Origin of the sequence: Aestuariibacter salexigens DSM 15300 (assembly GCF_000429145.1) — a bacterium.
GTDB lineage: Bacteria > Pseudomonadota > Gammaproteobacteria > Enterobacterales > Alteromonadaceae > Aestuariibacter > Aestuariibacter salexigens.
Genome location: NZ_AUBH01000004.1, coordinates 307,395 through 325,861 on the forward strand (window position 1 = coordinate 307,395; position 18,467 = coordinate 325,861).

The window sequence follows — 18,467 nt, forward strand, 5'->3', positions numbered from 1 at the left end:
TCTAATTTTTATACATCATTTAATCAGTCTTAGGGTATTTATCCCGTGCATTATTACGTTCGAATAGGCGCGCTTGATGGATATGTCGAATGCCTCAATCAGCTTGGCGTATCACCATACGGCATCCTGGAACGTGTAAACATAATTGCCTCACAGTTAAACGATCCTGATTTAATGATCCCCTATGATTCGCTTGGGGAAGTATTGGAGCTTACCGCCACCCAACTTAAGCAACCTCTGTTTGGTACCCGCCTCAGCCGTTTTCAGGGATTGTCGTCTGTTGGTCTTATTGGTGCATATATGGCGCAACAGGACACTGTCGCCGACGCATTGCAAAGTGCACAGCGCTTTTCTGATATGCATGCTCACGGCGTGAGCCTGGAGACACAGCTGGTCACAGAAGACCTTTGCGAACTGACGCTGGATATGAAAGTCAATAATAAGCAGCAATATCCACAATTGGTGCAACTTAGTCTTGGCCTGGTAAGTGAAATGATTGGCGATATGGTTGGCAAGGATTGGAAACTGGCAAAAGTTTGCTTAAGTCAATCCTTAAAGGAAAAAGACCGTAAGCAGCTCGGATTCATATTTGGCTGCGACATTATGTGCGAGTTTCCACGTGATAGCTTGGTATTTGATGCAGCTTTTCTACAGCGCAAACCGGTGACTGCAGACAACTTGCTCGATACCATTATGGAAAAGCAGTTTCACGAGCGGCGAATAAAAAACATCGATCATAGACAACTGGTAAAACACGCGATCAACGTGTTATTACCAACCGGCGATTGCAGTAAGGAGACGATTGCCGCGAGCCTTGGCCTGCATCCCAAAAAAATCGAACGCCTTTTAGCGAAACAAGGGTGTACATTTCGTAAGTTGTTGGAAGAAACACGTAAGGAAATTGCCTTACGCAGTCTGGATCAACGTTCATCGACCATGATGCAACTGGCTCTAAATCTGGGCTATTCAGACTTTTCTGCTTTCAGCCGCAGTTTCAAACGCTGGACAGGTATCCCCCCCAGCCAATACACAGCCTCATACATATCGTAAATACGTTCTACAGACGTTTCTCCCCTTAAACCTGTCTGACACCATCCATTCGACAAACTGTCGCAAAATGTCAAGCTAGTGTCGCTTTTAGTCAAGCTTTGGGTTGTTCAATCCGGCTATTCTTTGCACACCTTAAGAACGACCCAGCAGTAGCTTTCAATCTGCCCAGGGTTGATGCAGGTGTTACATAGGAATACACAACATGAAAATCAAAACGCAGTTGGTTTTAGTTATTTCGGTCATGCTTTCACTCATGCTCGCGGCATCCATCGCTAGCTATTGGGGCATGAATAAGATTGCTGAAGTATCGGACTATTATCCTAAAGAACTGGTTCCTGGCCTACAGGTTTTTCAGAGGTTGAAACAGGATGTGCTGCTGGTAAAGCTTGCCGTCTACCAGCAGGACGCCGCAACTATTCGCACCCTGGCACCACAGCTTGAAAAACGCCTAGTCGCTTTCGGCAATGGTTCTACTACGCCGCCTGACAGCCCTTTCTATGGGGACACCACGCTGTCCAATGGTGCCCGTGAAGTAGCAGATAAAATGCTGGCTATCGTACGACAGGCACAAATAGAAACTCTGGAAGGTGCGCCGTCATCAGCCTTTGAAGCGCTTAACAGAAACTATGACCAGGCTGACCAGACCGCTACCGTCGTGGTTAAGTATCTGGTGGAAGAAACCACGGGGCTTATTAAAGAAGGCATGTCATTTATTGTGATGCTCATCGCCATTATCGCGGTGGTTGCCCTCTTCATCTCGGCTGGTTTTGGCTGGTGGCTGTTCCGCACTCTGGATACCGGCATCCATAAGCTTATTGATTCATTTAAGCAGGTCAGTGACGGTAACCTGAATGTGCGCGCCGATGACAGTAAAAATGATGAATTATCTGAGCTTGCCGGCCACTTCAATACCCTTACACAGAACCTGAAAACTACGGTACTGGAGCTGGCAGGTGTGGTGACTCAACTTGGGGGCCTGAGCACGCAGTTCCGTCAGACAGGTGAGGTATTCCTGGATAGTTCACGTCAGACAACCTCAGAAACCCATTTATTGGCGACGGCAATGACTGAAATGTCGCAAACAGCAACAGAGGTATCCAGGAACGCAGAGACCACAGCTGGACAAGCCAACGAGGCCAAAAGCCAGGCAGATTCTGCCAAAAACCTGATTGCTGTGGCGGTTGAAGACACACGCAGCTTATCTGAAATGACCAGTGAAGTGACCGACCAGATGACACGCCTGAAAGAGCGCACACTGAACATTTCGTCTGTGGTTGATGTTATCCAAAACATCGCTGAGCAGACTAACCTGCTTGCCTTAAATGCAGCGATTGAGGCTGCTCGTGCGGGCGAACAAGGCAGAGGTTTTGCAGTGGTTGCAGACGAAGTGCGCAACTTGGCTAACCGCACCGGCGAGTCAACTCAGGAAATTGTGGGCGTTATTGAAGAGCTACAACAGCTGTCTGAACACACCACACGCAAGATTGAACAAAGCCACAGTGCAGTAGAAAAAAGCGTGGAGTCTATCTCTGAAATCGACCAGTCGGTAGCCACCATTTTATCAAACATTACGGCGATTTCTGACATGAACCATACCGTGGCAACCAATGCCAGTGAGCAAAGTATGGTCGCAGAAGACGTGAACAAAAATGTGGTTCGCATCAGTGAATTGGCGTCAGAGAACGAACGCGAGACCGAGAAGGTTAATGCTGAAATCGCCAGCATCGACGAGCTTGCCAAAAACCTGCAAACCATCATCAATAAATTTTCAGTGTAACGAACAAACTTAAACCGGAGTCTATTATGAAATACATCACTACTATTGCAGCGTTGAGTCTATTGAGCAGCGCAGCGTTTGCTGCTGACACAAAGCATACATTGAAGTTGGGCTACGCCTACGCCATGTACAACAACTCATCCAGCTTGCTGACTAACGCCCCGGTGCCGATTACAGGCGGTGCCAAAGACCATGGCGTGATTGCCATGAACTACGACTACGCCCTTACGCCAAACTGGTCAATTAATCTGGCTGGTGGCCTGCCACCGACCGTAAAGCTGGAAGCGCTTGGCGAAGAAGTAGGGGAATCAAAAGCCCTTTATCCTGCGGTCATGGGAATCTACAACTACTCCCTGAATAACAGCACAACGCTATATGCAGGTGCTGGCGTGGTTTACACCAAGTTTGTCGACCCTGAGGTGTATGACAACTACACCGAAGATTTCATGGGCGAGAGCAGTAGCGCCGACATTGAGGATGATATCGGTCTGACACTCAAAGCAGGCGTGACCCTCCATCTTAATGATCGTTGGTTGATTGATGTGAACTACGCGCGTTACGGCATTACGGCCGACGCTGCTATCACGACAACTCACGCAGATGGTAGCAGCATTACGCGTGAAATCAGTGTGGATGTAAACCCTGACATCGTCACATTGTCAGTCGGTTACAAGTTTTAATTCACCCTTTATTAGTGCAAACCTGGAGCAGGTCTATGAAATTGCATGTATCTTCCGCGCTGAAAATCTCTTTTTACTATGGGATATTCGCTGCCCTGTGGATTGTGCTGTCTGATGCGGTCATTCTTACCGTATTTGACACTGAATCAACGCGCATGCTGGCACAGACCTATAAAGGGTTGGCGTTTATTCTCGTTACATCGGTACTGCTTATGGCTCTGGTACTCAACTATCATCGTCAGGTAGAGCGCGCCAACGATATGGATAGCCTGACTGGACTGATCAGCCTCAACGTATTTGTACATGCTTTGCGCACTACCATGGCACGGCGTAAACCGACCGAAAGAGTCGTTATGGGTTATCTGGATATTGATGACTTTCAATCGGTGAATAAAAAGATCGGTTTTGAAGCGGCGAATGCCTTTCTGAAAGAGCTTGCTCACGAACTTTCTAAGGCGACGTTGCAAGGCTCATCTGTATCTCGCATACAAGCCGATCGCTTTGCGTCATTCGCCGTGCTGGATGAATCTATCGACCTGAAATTTCATGTCGTCGATATACAGAATGCCTATTACGCCTGCGCCCACCGACATGGCGTTGACGCCACGTGCTGTATCGGCATCGCAATTTGCCCTGATGATGGCATCACTGCAGACGAGTTGATGCACTCTGCTATTGAAGCATTAACTATCGCCAAACAGCATACAGATATGATCCAGTTTCATGACAAGTCTCTATCTGAGCAGGCGCTGCGACATCGGCAAATCGTTACTGCGCTTCGTCACGCCATACAACATGATGAGCTGAGTCTGGTTTATCAGCCAAAATACGATTTACAAAACCTTAAAGTGACTGGGCTTGAAGTGCTGGTCAGGTGGAATGACAAAATTCATGGGTTTATTGCACCTAACGTATTTATTCCACTTGCAGAGCAAAACGGTCTTATTCATGCGTTAACCAAACTGGTTGTGAAAAAAGCCGCTCGAGAGCTAGGCAATATCAGCGAACTCGGCAGCCACATTGAGCACGTGTCGATCAATGTCTCTGCTGGCGAGTTCAACGATGCCGAAGAAATGCGTGACTTAGTGAGAATTATTGAGCAGTACCCAAACCTGGCACCTTACGTACGTATTGAAATTACTGAAACGGCAACACTGGAAAATATGCAGCAAAGCATGTCGGTAATTTCAGATCTTCAGCGCGCGGGGTTGTCTTTTTCAATCGATGATTTTGGTACTGGCTACACGTCACTTGCCATGCTTAAGGACCTAACCGTTGATGAAATCAAGATTGACCGCAGTTTTGTTGCCGGGCTGGGTGAGGATTCTCGTTCTGAAACCATCATTAATGCAATTATCGGCATGGCGCACAGCTTTGACATCTCCGTCGTTGCCGAAGGCATTGAGACAAACACTCAGTTAAACCAGCTTCGACAATTGGGTTGTCATCAGGCGCAAGGATATTTACTGGCGCGCCCAATGACCATTGATAATCTGCGCGAGGAGCTATTCGCCGACCTTAAAACAGTACAGGCGGTATATTAAAACGTATATTTCAGTGCTGTGTAACCGTACAAAGAATCATCAGGATAGGCTCCACGCTCAAAACCTTCGCCTTTAAATAACACCGCTCCACCTAATTCAAGCCTGACTGCTTTGGTTGCCTGCCATCGCAGTCTTGCTTCAACCTGATTACCAATGAAATTATCTATGCCGTCTGGGCGCTTCTGGTACCAAAAGGATTTATAACTCAGCATCAGATTATGTTTTGGCGTGAACTTACTGACGCTTCTGGCACCGACTGCCACAAAATTGCGACGTGGCAACGCCTGATAAACATCGGTAGGTCCATAGTCAAAGCGGCGCACGCCGTAGAGGTGATCGAAGTTTCTGATCGTATCATCGCTTGCGTCATTATCGCCGCTGACAAGGTCAATCTCCGCCCGCAGCACGGTGTGCCCAAGAATTTGTTGGCCTAATGAACCGTGTATTAACCAGCCACGCTGGTCAAGATCTTCAGTATCCGAGGCACTGGTTGTTTGCCTTGCTCTGCCCTGCTGGCCAATCATTTCAATGTTCGCCAACCAATCTTCCATAATCGTGTCAGTGTACTCGAAACCCATGGTAAAGATGTTGCGATTGCGGGTTGCTAAACCCGGTGCATCATCTTCTTTTAGCCAGTAACTGTGGACACGCCACATGTTATCTACCGTATTGGCATAGACACCAAAGATACGCCTTTCGCTAAACCCCTTATCAAACGCGCGCTCATTATTGTCAATCAGTGCGCGATCGGTGGGTAGCCTGCTGAGTGGCTGCAAATAAAACGTTCGTATCTGCACATCATCGGACTGCCAGTCCGCCATAATGCCCTGGAAGCTATTGATAGCATTGCGATACACCGCTTTAGCAAGCAGTCGGCGTGAGCCATGATCAAGCGCTACCCGTCCGACAGTGACGGATTTTAAAACACTGTCTTGGGGTGAATATCTGACAAACAAATTCACCGGTTCGAAGGTGTTAATCTGGGAGGACGTCAGCGTAGGGTCATCGTTATCCAGCCAGGCTCTGGCGTCCTGCATTTCCAGCGTAAAATTCCAGTTATCCATCGTCACCTGCCCTTTCACAAACAGCACTGAGGACAGTCGTTGATTATGTTGATTGCGCGTCCCCGGTGCGACGGGGAAGATTGGCCGGTTGAGCGACTCGAACCTGAGTCGCCACGAGCCGCTCCAGTCGAATTCAGGACTGGCCGCCTTGGCATTAAATTGAAATGCGGATATCACTGACACAGCGGCAAGCAACAAACACTTACAAAGCAAATTCCAAGACATTTACCAAGCCCTCTTTTTTATTTGAATCAAGAAGCAATAAGTGCGCTACTTCGGAGTGTAGACTATCGATAAAATTTTGCCCTTCCTGCAAATGGCAAAAAATTCCCATCAATAATTTTTTATTGCCTATAGTTTATGAGTATGCGGTGTCTGCACGTTTTTCACTTAATGCAATTCAATTTTGTAAGAAGGCTGGGGCATGTTGAATATAGAAAACCTATCGATAAGACAAAAATTTGCAATTCCGTTGTCGTTTATTGCGCTTTTGGTACTTATTGTCAGTGTCTTAAGTGTCGTAAACAGTAATTATCTTAGTAGCAACACCAAACTGCTGTCCTTCACTTACACCGAGTCTGTCAGCCTGGTGCTAAACGCCGATCGCGACCTCTATCAGGCCCATACTGCGATACAGGACTTTTTACTTGCGCACGCACTAAGTCTTGGCAATCCGAGACAACACCTTGCCAGCTATGAGGAAAATGTACAGCAGGCCGAAGACAGGATGAATCAGGCCCGCGCACTGCTAGAAAAAACATCCGGTAGTCCACTGGATGTACGCAAGTTTAATCAGGATCTGCAAAGCTGGAAAGGTATAGTAGACACAACGATTGAGCTTGCAGACGGCGGTGATGTGCAACAGGCGGTAAGCCGCTACAACAGTCAAGGCGCAAGTACCTTTGAAAACCTACGAGGGCACTATGACAGGGTTGGTGAATCAGTTAAAAACCAGTCTGATGACCTGACACAAAATAGTCTTGATTCCAGTGACACACAGCTATGGTATCTAACCCTGGCCATTCTGCTTGCACTCTCCGCTTGTGTGGGCAGCATTGTTTTAAGTCCGCGGCTGGTTACCAGGCGACTTCGACGCCTCACCAATATGCTTAAGGAGCTGAGCGATGGCGACGGTGATTTACGCAGCCGTCTGAGCATCAGTGGAGATGATGAGATCACCGAGGTTGCTAAAGCCTTCAATGCACTGCTGGATAAATTGCAGCAGATGATATCCGTGATTAAAAAGGACACTGCGACCCTTGCTGATGCAGTAAGCGCATTAAACCAGTCTGCGCAATTATCTGAAAAAGTCTCTACCCAGCAGAGCAACAATCTCGACCAAATTGCTACCGCTGTGAACCAGTTGAGTCATGCATTACAGGAAGTCGCTAATAACTCGCAGGATGCGCAGCGAGAAACGGAAGCGGCAAATCTGGCAAGCGCGTCGTCTAAAAGCGCAGTGGAGCGTTCTGCCTCAAGCATTACGGGCATGTCAGATACCATTAGTCGTGCATCTGGCGTGATCCAGAAGCTTGCAACCGAGTCGAAAAACATTACCTCTTTGTTGAATGTGATTCGAGACATTGCTGAGCAAACCAATCTTCTGGCGCTTAATGCCGCCATAGAGGCGGCCCGCGCCGGTGAACAGGGACGTGGATTTGCCGTAGTTGCAGATGAGGTGCGCACATTGGCAAGCCGCACTCAGCAGGCCACGGAAGATATCAACAAAATGGTGAGCAACCTCGAAAATGGCGTGTCGCAAGCGGTTGAGGCCATTAATAGCGGCGCCAGTCAGATGGATGAGGTCATCGCTATTTCCACAGAAGTCGCCAACGCCCTGCAGGAAGTATCAAGCTCCATTCACAGTGCTAACGACCGAATTTTTCAGATTGCGTCGGCAACAGAACAACAAAGTACGGTGGTGAATAATGTGGACGAAAACATTTCGTCACTGAATGGGCTTAGTCAAGAGGCCGTCAAAGCAGTGAAAGATGCGGGACAGGCAAGCAAACATATCAACGACGTTTCTGTGAATATCAAACAAAACGTTGATCGTTTTTCGGTATGACAGTTAAGGGCGCTAGCTAGCGCCCTAACATACCTCGCGCAATCACTTCTTTCATAATTTCAGAGCTGCCTGCATAGATGGTTTGCACCCGTGCATCGCGATAGAAACGAGAAATCGGATACTCGTCTGTATAGCCATAGCCACCGAATAGCTGCAAACACTCGTTTACCATCTTCAGCTGCATTTCAGTGGCAGCTAATTTGAGCATAGCAGCGTCGGTAACGGTCATCTCACCACGGCTGAATTTATCCATGTGCTTTTCCATCAGTGCGCGGCACATTTCCAGCTCTGTCTGACATTCAGCCAGCTTAAAGCGGGTGTTCTGGAACTGACTTACCGTCTGTCCAAACGCTTTACGCTGTGTAACATAGTCGATGGTGAGATCCAGCGCACCCTGCGCATGGCCGATTGCCTGTACAGCGCAGCCCAGACGCTCACGTGGCAACTCCTGCATCAGATACACAAAACCTTTGCCTTCTTCGCCTAGCAATGCATTGGCAGGGACACGAAGATCGTTGAAGAATAGCTCGCCCGTATCACTGCTATGCTGACCAATCTTGTGTATAGGCTTTCCTGTCGAGAAACCCGGCAGTGAGGTATCCACTAAAAACAGAGAAATGCCCTTAGCACCGGCTTTCGCATCGGTCTTCGCGCAGACAATGATCATATCGGCCTGATTGCCGTTGGTAATAAACACTTTAGAGCCGTTTATCACATACTCATCACCGTCTTTGACCGCAGTTGTCTTCATACCAGCCACGTCACTGCCGGCGTCAGGCTCTGTCATCGCCAGCGCAGTCAACACGTCACCACTGGCCATTTTGGGCAGCCACTGCTGCTTTTGTTCATCGGTACCGATATTCAGGATGTAAGGCGCAACGATATTGGCGTGAATGTTATAACCAGTTGCCAGACTGTGCAGACCGAGACGACACATCTCTTCCTGAATCATCTGACATACGTCAAACGTGGCTTCTGCCGTGCCGTATTCTCCGGGCATATCAACCAGCAACATCCCCGCCTCACCCAAAGTGTTCCAGACTTCACGAGGCATGTGATGGTCAGCTTCCCATTTATCAACGTGTGGCAAAATCTCCTGCTCTAGAAAACGCAGAACCATGTCGCGAAACATGGTCATTTCTTCTTTCGATGCGTAGACGTTATCTGTAGTCATGGTACCCCCGGGGCATAAATCGATGTCATGCAATTCTCTGACTAACTAGTACGCACCAGAGTCGCTTTTCAGTCCAATTCAAATCTTTGATTCACAATTATTGACCTGATGTATGGGATGTAGACGTGAGATTTTTACTACTTTATCTGCAAAATCACTTCTATCTCAACCGCCGCGCCAACCGGTAATGAACTCATTCCCACTGCCGAACGCGCGTGTCGGCCCTTTTCACCAAATACCTCGACCATCAGATCAGAAAAGCCATTAATAACGGATGAATGCTCGGTGTAATCAGCAGTTGCATTAACCATGCCCGTGACCTTGACCAGCCTGTCGACTCTATCCAGCGAGCCGAGCTGCTGGCGTATCGTAGAGAGAATGGAGATACCCGCCATGCGCGCAGCATGTGCGCCCTGCGCTGTGGTCATGTCATCGCCCAATTTGCCTTTGATCACATTACCGTCGGCATCAACGGAAATATGCCCAGCCAGAAACAACAGATTACCGTTCTGGACTGCGTAGATATAGTTTGCTCCCGGTTTGCCTTTATCTTTTAGTTTGATACCAAGGGATTTGACGGCCTGCTCAGGAGATGCCCAAAGCAGGGAAGATAATGACAATGTAATAATTAACAAACAAAAACGGCGCAGCATAATTGCTCCTGAATATAAACTGGTTAACCTGTGTTCAGTGTAGTCACTAAACCTGCATAAACTGGTCTGCTTCGTCATCATCGCCTACTGGCTCTGTCACCTCGCCTACGGTGCGAAAACGATATACGCCGTCACTATCTGTGTTGCGCTCGAGTTTGCCCTCATACATAAGGTAATTCAGATGAGAGAGACTCTCGGCCAGTGCAAAGAAAAGATGGTTACCGCTCAATTCACGTTTGAACAACACTGGCAAACAGTCTTTCGCTGATAACGGTGTTTGACAGGCAAATTGCAGCTCCAGCAGGTGCTGATGATGGTGCGCTGTGAGTTTGTCAATGCGTGTACTAATGCCTGTAAACGGCAATCCATGTGCCGGGCACCCCAGCGTATCCTTGGGTAATGATTTAAATGGCACCAGTGTGGTCAGATAATCAGCCAGCGGATTAGCCGTTGGCTCTGTAGAATACACCCCAATATTAGGGCTGATTGCTGGCAAAATATGGTCACCGGAGAGCAGGATGCCTAATTCAGCGCAATACAGGCAGGCATGCTCTGGTGAGTGTCCTCGTCCAATCATCACCTGCCACTCGCGTTCACCAATGGTCAACACCCTACCCTCATAAAGGCGGGTGAAGGCTACCGGAATGGGCTCAACCGAGCTTGAATAACCACCGCCCCCTTTGCTCAGGTTAGCGAGAAAGTCTTCTCCCAGTCCAAGACTGCGATAATGTTCGATATCTGGTCTGTTGGTCGCGCCCTGGGCGCCTGCCCTGAAAGTTCTGGCTGCAAAGTATTCGCCAGCGGTCATATATAGCGGCACTTTCCATGCTTCACAGAGCGCACCGGCCTGACCAATATGATCAGGGTGCATATGTGTGACAATGACACCAGTAATCGGCTTATTTAACCTGTCGATAATCGTTGACCAGATCTCTGCCGTACGGCGTCCGCCTATACCCGTATCGACAATGAAAAAACCATTATTGTCTTCAAGCAAATACAAATTGATATGGTTTAATTCGAATGGCAACGGCATACGAAGCCAAAATACGCCGTCTGCGATCTTGGTGAGCTCTCCTTCCTTGGGTACGTCATATTCTGGATATTCGAGCAAGGTGACACCCCTTTGAACATTACCTAACGGTGTTCTAAAGCTTTTGCCCGGGTAATACAACACGATATGATTGATGATCTTATATTGGCGGTATGAATAGCGCAGTAAAACCAGCTCACAGGGCCCCTTTTGAACATTGATTCTAACACCAAGCTTACCACCCATATCAGTGGACAAGGCTTCGTTTTAACACGCAGGCACTTTGAATATGCCGGTGGCCTGGTGGTTGAATTGTGGCTCGCCACTCCAGAGGGACCAATACGTATTTTAAGTGAGCCACAGGAGCACGTTACGTTTGTCTGTGATGATGATGCTGCCGCACTGCGAAACGCAGCTCAGAAAAATGGTGTGCAATGTACACTTGTCGATAATCGTCTAAAAACCCTTTCTCACCAAAGGGCACTGACGGTCAAAACACCTAATGACCGGCATTTTCGCAGACTCAAGCAAACTGCCAGAGTGGCTGGTATTACGCTGTTTGAAGCGGATATCAAACTGGCCGACCGCTATCTTATGGAGAGGTTTGTCTACGGTGGCGTGGCGTATCACGCCGGCAGGATTGATACTAACGGTAATCTGATAGCAAGGATAAAACCCGCTTCTTTTACCCCCGACTTGTCGTATCTATCGATAGATATTGAATGTGATGAAACGGGCAGCTTGTATTCCATAGGGTGCACATATAAGGACCAGTGCGTTGTCTTTATGCTGGACAACAATCACACACAGTCTGACGCCCAACAGCAGGACCACTTTGCCCTGCGTTGGTGTAGCAGCGAAAAGCAACTGCTTGAGAAGTTTTCTCAATATGTGTGTGAGCACGATCCAGACCTGCTGATCGGCTGGAATGTCAAACAATTTGATATGAGGGTCCTACATGAACGAGCCTCTCTGCACAATCTGAAACTGTCAATAGGTCGCGACGGGACGTCGCTACACGTCAGGTCAGACGGTAATAGTACGTTTATTTCTTTGCCGGGACGTGCCGTTATTTGTGGGATTGAAGCGCTTAAAAGCATGACCTATGCGTTCGAAAGCTTTTCCCTCAATGTTGTAGCCGGTGAGCTGCTTGGAGAATCCAAAGCAATCGATAACCCTCAGGATCGATTGCACCAGATAAAGCGCATGTTTGCCGATGATAAAGAAGCATTGGCGCGTTACAACATTCAAGACTGCATCTTGGTCGAGAAGATTTTCAGCAAGGTAAACCTGATTGAATACCTTGTTCTAAGGGCGACCTTAACGGGTCTAGAGTTGGGACGCCCGGGAGGCTCTGTCGCCGCATTTTTAAATTTGTATTTGCCCAAACTGCATCGGGCAGGATTTATTTCTCCCAATCGCCCAGACGATGGTGGACTGGCCAGCCCCGGCGGCTATGTCATGAGTTCAAAGCCAGGCCTGTATGAACATGTTTTGATCCTCGATTTTAAAAGCCTGTATCCGTCTATCATTCGCACATTTAAGGTCGACCCTTTGGGAATGGCACTTGGCGAATATGAAGAAGACCCCATTCCAGGTTTCAAAGGCGCGGTCTTCTCACGCACACAGCATTTTTTACCAGACATTATTACAACCTTATGGCAGCAGCGTGATATTGCTAAGGCGCAGAAAAATGCAGCTTTATCACAAGCCATTAAAATCATTATGAATTCGTTCTACGGCGTATTGGGCTCAGGCGGCTGCCCGCTCTATAGCACCCAATTGGCGAGTTCCATTACTATGCGTGGGCATCAGATCATGCAAACCACAGCACAGTGGATTGAAGAACTAGGTTTTGATGTGATTTATGGCGACACAGATTCAACCTTTGTGTGGCTAAAAAACGTTACTAATGAACAACAAGCCAGGGAAATAGGACAGAGCATACAACACACAATTAATCAAAAATGGCAGCAGTGGCTTAAAACGAATTTCAATTTACAAAGCCATCTTGAGATTGAATTTGAAACTCATTTTAACCGCTTTTTTATGCCGACGATTCGCGGTTCAGAGCAAGGCAGTAAAAAGCGTTACGCCGGATTGATTAAAACTGATAACGGCACTGACATGGTCTTTAAGGGACTCGAAAATGTGCGTTCTGACTGGACCCAGTTAGCCAAAGAATTTCAGTATGAGCTGTATCGCAGGGTGTTCAATGATGAAGCCGTGGAGCAGTACGTGAAAGACATGGTTGAACAAACCCGAACTGGGTATTTTGACGACAAACTTGTGTATACAAAGCGTCTCAGAAAACCAGTGCAAGAATACACGAAAACCGTCCCTCCGCACGTCAAAGCAGCCAAAATAGCCGCTTCGTTTCAACATGACAGTGCATTTGAACAGCAGTTAGGATCACCTACTGTAAAATATGTCATCACAGTAAACGGCCCCGAGCCAGTCAGTCATAGATCAAGCAATATAGATTATGAGCACTATGTGGAAAAGCAGCTGAGGCCAATTGCGGATAGCATTTTAGGTTATCTAAATGTTAATTTTGATGCACTTTGCGACCAACAAATGTTACTGTTTGAGCAATAACTGACTGGACAAGGTTTTTAAGTGCCACTCGTTCGCAAACTGATGATATTGATGGCTATCTCACTGACATGTGTGGTTAGCGCACAAGAGAAAACGTCTTTCATCATCGGTTCACATAACATCAAGTATTACCCTCACTATGATTTCGACAGTGACGTAAAAAAAGGGTTTGCCTGGTCGTTCCTTGAAGCCTTTGCGAAACATGAGGGCATTACGTTTGATTACGTTTCCTTACCTATCAAAAGACTCCAGACCGAGCTGATAAACGGTAATGTAGATGTCGTTTTTCCTGACAACCCCAAGTGGTACAACCAAATCGTGCCGCTCGAGAGTAAGACGTTTAGCCAACCGGTCTACTTCGCTCTCGGCGGTTCATTTGTCTTACGTCGAAACGAAGATATCGTTGTTGATGATGTAAAACGAGTCAGCGTGCCAAACGGGTTTTCACCAGTGATGTGGCGAGACCGTATAGAAAGCAATCTGACTATGCTGCTGGAGGTGTCGGATTCAATGGCAGCTTTAAATCTGGTTTTATCCGGCCGTGCTGATATCTCAGACATGGAGTATTCGACAGTCGAATACTTAAAGTCAAAGCACCCAATCTATAACGATATTATTCTTGCGCCTAATCTGCCTTTTGATGTTGTCGCATTCCATATGGCAACCATTCGCTACCCCGAATTAATGATTGCCCTTGACCGTTTTATGCAATCAAACGAGACGTTTATTGCAGACTTAAAAAAACAGCACGGAATTGCTGATGCGCATGCTGTCGCAACCAGAACGTTTGGTGGCACAACCGTCCATCTGGCAGAAAAAAATGAAGACTAAATCCGCAATAGTCGTCACTCTGGCAACCTGCCTTCTGATATTTAATGCCTTCGTTGTAAATGCTTCAGGGTTTACACTTTATCTGACCAGACATTACGAGAAGCAGCCCGACAAGATTAACCCAGCCCTTACCATACAAGGTCAACAACGAGCGGCCGTGCTTGCCGAATTTTTCAGCGACAAATCGCTAAATGCTGTCTATTCGACACCGTATAAAAGAACGCAGGACACAGCTCAGCCAGTAGCCGACGCAAAAGGACTTAACGTGACGTCTTACGACCCACGTAGGTTAGACGAATTTGCCAGTATGCTGTTAAACGCTGGAGAGAATGTATTAGTGGTCGGTCACAGTAACACTACACCAGAACTGATTAAAAAACTTAACGGCGCGCCCTCCAAAATTGAAGAGACACAATATGGAGACCTGTTTATCCTTTCAATACAAAAAAGAGGGGTCAGTCAATCCCACGTGATGATTGCTCCTGAATAGCACTCAATTAAACTTTTGCGGTTAAATCAAGTACACTTCGCGTTCCTTCAACTAAACAATTTCCCACAAATATGGAACTAAGGTTATCTCCAGAACTTGTCGATGCGGACATTGCTTCACACTACAAGTTGGACAAGCGGGTTAGATTGGAAAATGTGCTACCACTGGATCAAGCAAGCCAGTTATCTGACTATCTTGCCAATAAAACAAAATATGATATTGCAACCTTCTTCGATCAGAAGCCCGCAAACATTTCTACTGAAGAATTAAATAAATGGGGCAAAGACAAGGCCCAGGAAATACAGCGCAAGATCAACCAAAATGCCGCAATGGGTATTGGCTATGTGTATGGCAGACATAAAATTTACACCACTGGCGACGATAACCCGCTGACTCACACGATTAAATGGCTTAACAGCGAAGCAATGCTGGAATGGGCACGCCGACTGAGTGGCCATCAGGACATCGTATCGGCGAGTGCACAAGCAACGCGATATGTGCCAGGAAACTTTCTCACACGTCATAACGACATCAATGAACAAGAACAGCGACGCGTTGCCTATGTGTTGAGCTTTAACCAGGACTGGCATCCAGACTGGGGTGGTTTACTGCAATTCTATGAGGCAAACGGCACACCAAGAGATGCATGGTCTCCTGGCTTCAATACACTGAGCTTATTTGATGTAAGCCATATTCACAGTGTGACATACATCACACAATTCGCACCAAAACCACGCTTCTCAATAACCGGATGGTTTAGAGCTGCACCGCTATAATACGACGCGTACCCCGCGAAAAGTGGGGTAAACCTCTCGCTTTGTTTTTTATGGGTTTACACAATCAATAAGCGGATCTGAGTAAACTCCAAACCTTGCACTATAATTTCCTATGGCCGCATTAGATATGTTGAGCCACATGAGTTGTAATTACCTCACCACAGTCCATCAAGCAGTAGGACAGGATGAAGCTCGTTTCAACAGTAAACGATCTTTCGCTAAGGAACCTACTATGAAGCAAATAATTAAAAGCGTTTTTTTCACAGCAGCAATATTTACAACCCATTCGTTATGGGCAGACCAGGTTATACTAGATGACGTTATTGTCGATGGAAGCTTATGTGTCGGCCCAGCGTGTTTGGTCGATCAAGAGTTTGACTTTGACACGTTACGAATAAGATCAGACAACCCTTCAATTCTTTTTCAAGATACCAGCTCGTCAGCGAGCTTTCCCACCACTGACTGGCTTGTCGCCGTAGAAGATGAACTGGCCAACGTGAGTGTTTTTTCAATAAAAAATGTAGACACTGGCGAATATGCACTCCAGTTATCCGCTTCCGCGGATGGAGGCACTGCCATAGGAATCGGAGCAACACTTGTAGCAGGAGCAGTGACATTTGGCGGCGAAGGCTCTGAGAGAAGAGTAAGCTTTGTTGCAGAAGGCACAGATCCTACTGATGCAGTCACTCTCAGCCAACTTAACACTCTACAAAACGGACTAGATTCGGAGCTTTCAGCTTTAGAAGCTCAGCTAAGTGCGTTATCGACGCGCGTTGATGACTTAGCTAGTCGCGTAGATAACCTTTAATCTCAACGTTTTCGCATCTCCTCTCTTCTCGATGCGAAACGAAAGGACTCCGATTATGAAAAAATTAACATTGGCACTAGTGGGCTTATGTAGCACACTACTTTACTCGCCACTATTCGCGGATACTGTGTATCCAAACGACCTAATCCTTTCCTCTACCAGTGATGGAACTATTCCACTTTTCGACTGCGATGCTGAAACATTACCATTTTTAATTGATGAGGGACTCGTTCCTGACCCCAGTGCCGCGATTGGAGTAGTGCCAAATGGCGAGCCAATACAACTCATCAAGCCAACTTTTGTCCAAACCAGTGTAGACCCTGACGATCCAAACAAATTATTCAGTGAGTTTACCTGTCAGAGCGGTGGGTTCGGTAATATGTGCATTGGGTTGGATTGTGTAAATGAAGAAGTCTTCGAGCATCCGTTAAAGATTAAAGAGAACAATCTACGAATAACACTACTCGATTCTGATGTTGCATCACTTGCGGGAGAGACATATAAGTTTGGTGAAAACTGGAATTTAGAAGCAAATAGCACCTCTAATGGCGGCGAACACTATTTCGGTATACAAGTAAAATCAAGCTTTAACGATTCCATACTAAGCAACGGCGTTGAAATAGCATATGACTGTGAATCGATTGAAGACACACCATTTCTCTCTACAATCCCCCAGGATCAATTGCCGAATAATGGCATTGTTCCAATTGGACAACCCTTTCAAGAAGTTGAACTCATAGATATCCAAAATATCGATGGACAAGTGTATTACATATATTCGTGCGTTGAGCCTGAACCTAGACCTAGTGTTTTACCGTCATTAGTGATGGCAAACAATGTGACAGAAGTTTTCGACGATGGTGATGGAAATACTTCCACCTCAACACTACTGGGTAATGTAATCTTAAGCACACAATCACGTGGCTATGAAGCCGGAAATAGTGGGCAAGTATTTGTCGGAACTGCAGAGCTTAAGCGTCAATTAAAGTATATAGCCGATGCTATCGCGGAAACAGATATCCTTAACCTGCGCTCATTAAAGATACCGAGAGTTGCGGCGATACAAGCACAGATTGCTTCTCTCAATAATGCGCTAGATGTTATAGAAGCAAAGGTTGAAGCCATTGAAAAGATTGATATTAATGGGGATGGATGCGTCGACAGAAAGGATTTTGCTGTTCTAATGAGAGAAATAAATAGACGTCCACCAAACATGGACTTTGACCTCAATGGAGATGGAATACTAAATCGTGACGACGTGAGAATGTTAGAGTCCTATTACTCGAATCCTAATGGTAGACCATGTCGATAATCGATTAAGAACTCTAACGGTAGACGCGCTGATTTTTGTCACTTGTAGTGGAAAAGATGCCCGCCAACAGTATGCGGGCATGGCATCTTTTTTTAACAAGCTCCAATCGTAAAAAAGGGCCTCTCTTTCGAGAAGGGCTTTCCTATTTAAATAGGAGCCTGACGCACTAGGCGTGCCCATGTACTCCGGTGACCGGCCCAGCTCTCACATGGGGGTGAAGAGCGGTGCTTCGAAGAAGCATGAGGAGTGCCAGTGGCACGCCGAAAGCGATGAACACGAGGCCGTGGATGGCCGAGCTGTAACCAGGCACCATGGAGGGTTTAAAAAAGTGAAGTTACGCAGAGCACTTCTCTCTTTGTCTATCCATGGATTTGGTTTGGCATGAGGGTAGCAACGTAAGTTGCTAACCAAAAACAAAAAACCCAGCTTTCGCTGGGTTCTTTGTTTTCGAATGGGAGCCTGACGGTGTGCTACTCTCACATGGGGAAACCCCACACTACCATCGCCGCTAACACGTTTCACTTCTGAGTTCGGAATGGAGTCAGGTGGTACCGTGTCGCTATTGCCGTCAGGCATAAACTGGTTTAACTATTTGGAATTCTGATATCA

At 46.9% G+C, this 18,467-nt stretch carries 15 protein-coding genes and 1 rRNA gene; 11 read left to right on the forward strand and 5 right to left on the reverse strand.

All coding sequences use genetic code 11. The features are described 5' to 3' along the window. Positions 1-45: 45 nt before the first annotated feature. The 4 genes from G441_RS0108730 to G441_RS0108745 all read left to right on the forward strand — a co-directional run bounded on the left by G441_RS0108730 (position 46) and on the right by G441_RS0108745 (position 5,051). Positions 46-1,050, forward strand: a complete 1,005-nt coding sequence (locus tag G441_RS0108730; protein ID WP_026375999.1) for an AraC family transcriptional regulator — start codon at positions 46-48, stop codon at positions 1,048-1,050. 202 nt (positions 1,051-1,252) lie between these two features. Then, positions 1,253-2,827 carry a methyl-accepting chemotaxis protein gene (locus tag G441_RS0108735; protein ID WP_026376000.1) on the forward strand — a complete coding sequence of 525 codons (1,575 nt, stop codon included), beginning with the start codon at positions 1,253-1,255 and terminating at the stop codon, positions 2,825-2,827. 26 nt (positions 2,828-2,853) lie between these two features. Continuing rightward, positions 2,854-3,507: an OmpW/AlkL family protein gene (locus tag G441_RS0108740; protein WP_026376001.1), complete on the forward strand. Its 654-nt coding sequence runs from the start codon at positions 2,854-2,856 to the stop codon at positions 3,505-3,507. A gap of 35 nt (positions 3,508-3,542) precedes the next feature. After that, positions 3,543-5,051: a putative bifunctional diguanylate cyclase/phosphodiesterase gene (locus tag G441_RS0108745; RefSeq protein WP_034474726.1), complete on the forward strand. Its 1,509-nt coding sequence runs from the start codon at positions 3,543-3,545 to the stop codon at positions 5,049-5,051. Here the strand turns inward: G441_RS0108745 and G441_RS0108750 are convergent. After that, the gene (locus G441_RS0108750; protein WP_026376003.1) at positions 5,048-6,340 is read right to left on the reverse strand and encodes an alginate export family protein; all 1,293 of its coding nucleotides are present in this window, start codon (positions 6,338-6,340) and stop codon (positions 5,048-5,050) included. The genes G441_RS0108745 and G441_RS0108750 overlap by 4 nt on opposite strands. 199 nt (positions 6,341-6,539) lie before the next feature. Between G441_RS0108750 and G441_RS0108755 the strand changes: the two genes are divergently transcribed. Then, on the forward strand, positions 6,540-8,183 hold the full coding sequence (locus G441_RS0108755; RefSeq protein ID WP_051275443.1) for a methyl-accepting chemotaxis protein: 1,644 nt from the start codon (positions 6,540-6,542) through the stop codon (positions 8,181-8,183). A 16-nt stretch (positions 8,184-8,199) separates the two neighbouring features. Here G441_RS0108755 and G441_RS0108760 read toward each other — a convergent pair whose 3' ends face one another. The 3 genes from G441_RS0108760 to G441_RS0108770 form a co-directional block, all read right to left on the reverse strand. Continuing rightward, entirely contained in the window at positions 8,200-9,357 is a 1,158-nt protein-coding gene (locus G441_RS0108760; RefSeq protein ID WP_026376005.1) for an acyl-CoA dehydrogenase family protein, read from the reverse strand. 137 nt (positions 9,358-9,494) lie between these two features. Further along, complete coding sequence (locus G441_RS0108765) at positions 9,495-10,010, reverse strand: RidA family protein (RefSeq protein ID WP_026376006.1); 516 nt, start codon at positions 10,008-10,010, stop codon at positions 9,495-9,497. Between the two features lie 46 nt (positions 10,011-10,056). After that, on the reverse strand, positions 10,057-11,124 hold the full coding sequence (locus tag G441_RS0108770) for an MBL fold metallo-hydrolase (protein ID WP_026376007.1): 1,068 nt from the start codon (positions 11,122-11,124) through the stop codon (positions 10,057-10,059). Positions 11,125-11,253: 129 nt separating this feature from the next. Here G441_RS0108770 and G441_RS0108775 point away from each other — a divergent pair, with 129 nt between their 5' ends. The 6 genes from G441_RS0108775 to G441_RS0108800 all read left to right on the forward strand — a co-directional run bounded on the left by G441_RS0108775 (position 11,254) and on the right by G441_RS0108800 (position 17,858). Then, positions 11,254-13,641 (forward strand): DNA polymerase II, encoded by a 2,388-nt coding sequence (locus G441_RS0108775; RefSeq protein WP_240485108.1) that lies wholly within the window; start codon positions 11,254-11,256, stop codon positions 13,639-13,641. 21 nt (positions 13,642-13,662) lie between these two features. After that, positions 13,663-14,472, forward strand: coding sequence for a substrate-binding periplasmic protein (locus tag G441_RS18305; RefSeq protein ID WP_156896323.1), 810 nt, complete (start codon positions 13,663-13,665; stop codon positions 14,470-14,472). Further along, the gene (locus G441_RS18310; RefSeq protein ID WP_051275445.1) at positions 14,462-14,962 is read left to right on the forward strand and encodes a phosphoglycerate mutase family protein; all 501 of its coding nucleotides are present in this window, start codon (positions 14,462-14,464) and stop codon (positions 14,960-14,962) included. Before G441_RS18305 ends, G441_RS18310 begins: the two co-directional genes overlap by 11 nt. Before the next feature lie 71 nt (positions 14,963-15,033). Next, entirely contained in the window at positions 15,034-15,738 is a 705-nt protein-coding gene (locus G441_RS0108790) for a 2OG-Fe(II) oxygenase (RefSeq protein WP_051275446.1), read from the forward strand. Positions 15,739-15,970: 232 nt separating this feature from the next. Continuing rightward, a complete protein-coding gene (locus G441_RS0108795; protein WP_156896324.1) occupies positions 15,971-16,546 on the forward strand; it encodes a hypothetical protein in 576 nt (191 codons plus the stop codon). Positions 16,547-16,601: 55 nt separating this feature from the next. After that, a complete protein-coding gene (locus G441_RS0108800; RefSeq protein ID WP_156896325.1) occupies positions 16,602-17,858 on the forward strand; it encodes a dockerin type I domain-containing protein in 1,257 nt (418 codons plus the stop codon). 457 nt (positions 17,859-18,315) lie between these two features. Here the strand turns inward: G441_RS0108800 and rrf are convergent. Then, positions 18,316-18,431: ribosomal RNA gene (rrf, locus tag G441_RS0108810) — 5S ribosomal RNA — on the reverse strand. Positions 18,432-18,467 lie beyond the last annotated feature (36 nt).

What these genes read in the sequence shown, in the direction of transcription:
- G441_RS0108795 (WP_156896324.1), top strand. Translation starts at nt 15,971, where the DNA reads ATGAAGCAAATAATTAAAAGCGTTTTTTTCACAGCAGCAATATTTACA.
- G441_RS18310 (WP_051275445.1), top strand. Translation starts at nt 14,462, where the DNA reads ATGAAGACTAAATCCGCAATAGTCGTCACTCTGGCAACCTGCCTTCTG.
- G441_RS0108740 (WP_026376001.1), top strand. Translation starts at nt 2,854, where the DNA reads ATGAAATACATCACTACTATTGCAGCGTTGAGTCTATTGAGCAGCGCA.
- G441_RS0108765 (WP_026376006.1), bottom strand. Translation starts at nt 10,010, where the DNA reads ATGCTGCGCCGTTTTTGTTTGTTAATTATTACATTGTCATTATCTTCC.
- G441_RS0108790 (WP_051275446.1), top strand. Translation starts at nt 15,034, where the DNA reads ATGGAACTAAGGTTATCTCCAGAACTTGTCGATGCGGACATTGCTTCA.
- G441_RS0108750 (WP_026376003.1), bottom strand. Translation starts at nt 6,340, where the DNA reads ATGTCTTGGAATTTGCTTTGTAAGTGTTTGTTGCTTGCCGCTGTGTCA.
- G441_RS0108735 (WP_026376000.1), top strand. Translation starts at nt 1,253, where the DNA reads ATGAAAATCAAAACGCAGTTGGTTTTAGTTATTTCGGTCATGCTTTCA.
- G441_RS0108755 (WP_051275443.1), top strand. Translation starts at nt 6,540, where the DNA reads ATGTTGAATATAGAAAACCTATCGATAAGACAAAAATTTGCAATTCCG.
- G441_RS0108800 (WP_156896325.1), top strand. Translation starts at nt 16,602, where the DNA reads ATGAAAAAATTAACATTGGCACTAGTGGGCTTATGTAGCACACTACTT.
- G441_RS0108745 (WP_034474726.1), top strand. Translation starts at nt 3,543, where the DNA reads ATGAAATTGCATGTATCTTCCGCGCTGAAAATCTCTTTTTACTATGGG.
- G441_RS0108760 (WP_026376005.1), bottom strand. Translation starts at nt 9,357, where the DNA reads ATGACTACAGATAACGTCTACGCATCGAAAGAAGAAATGACCATGTTT.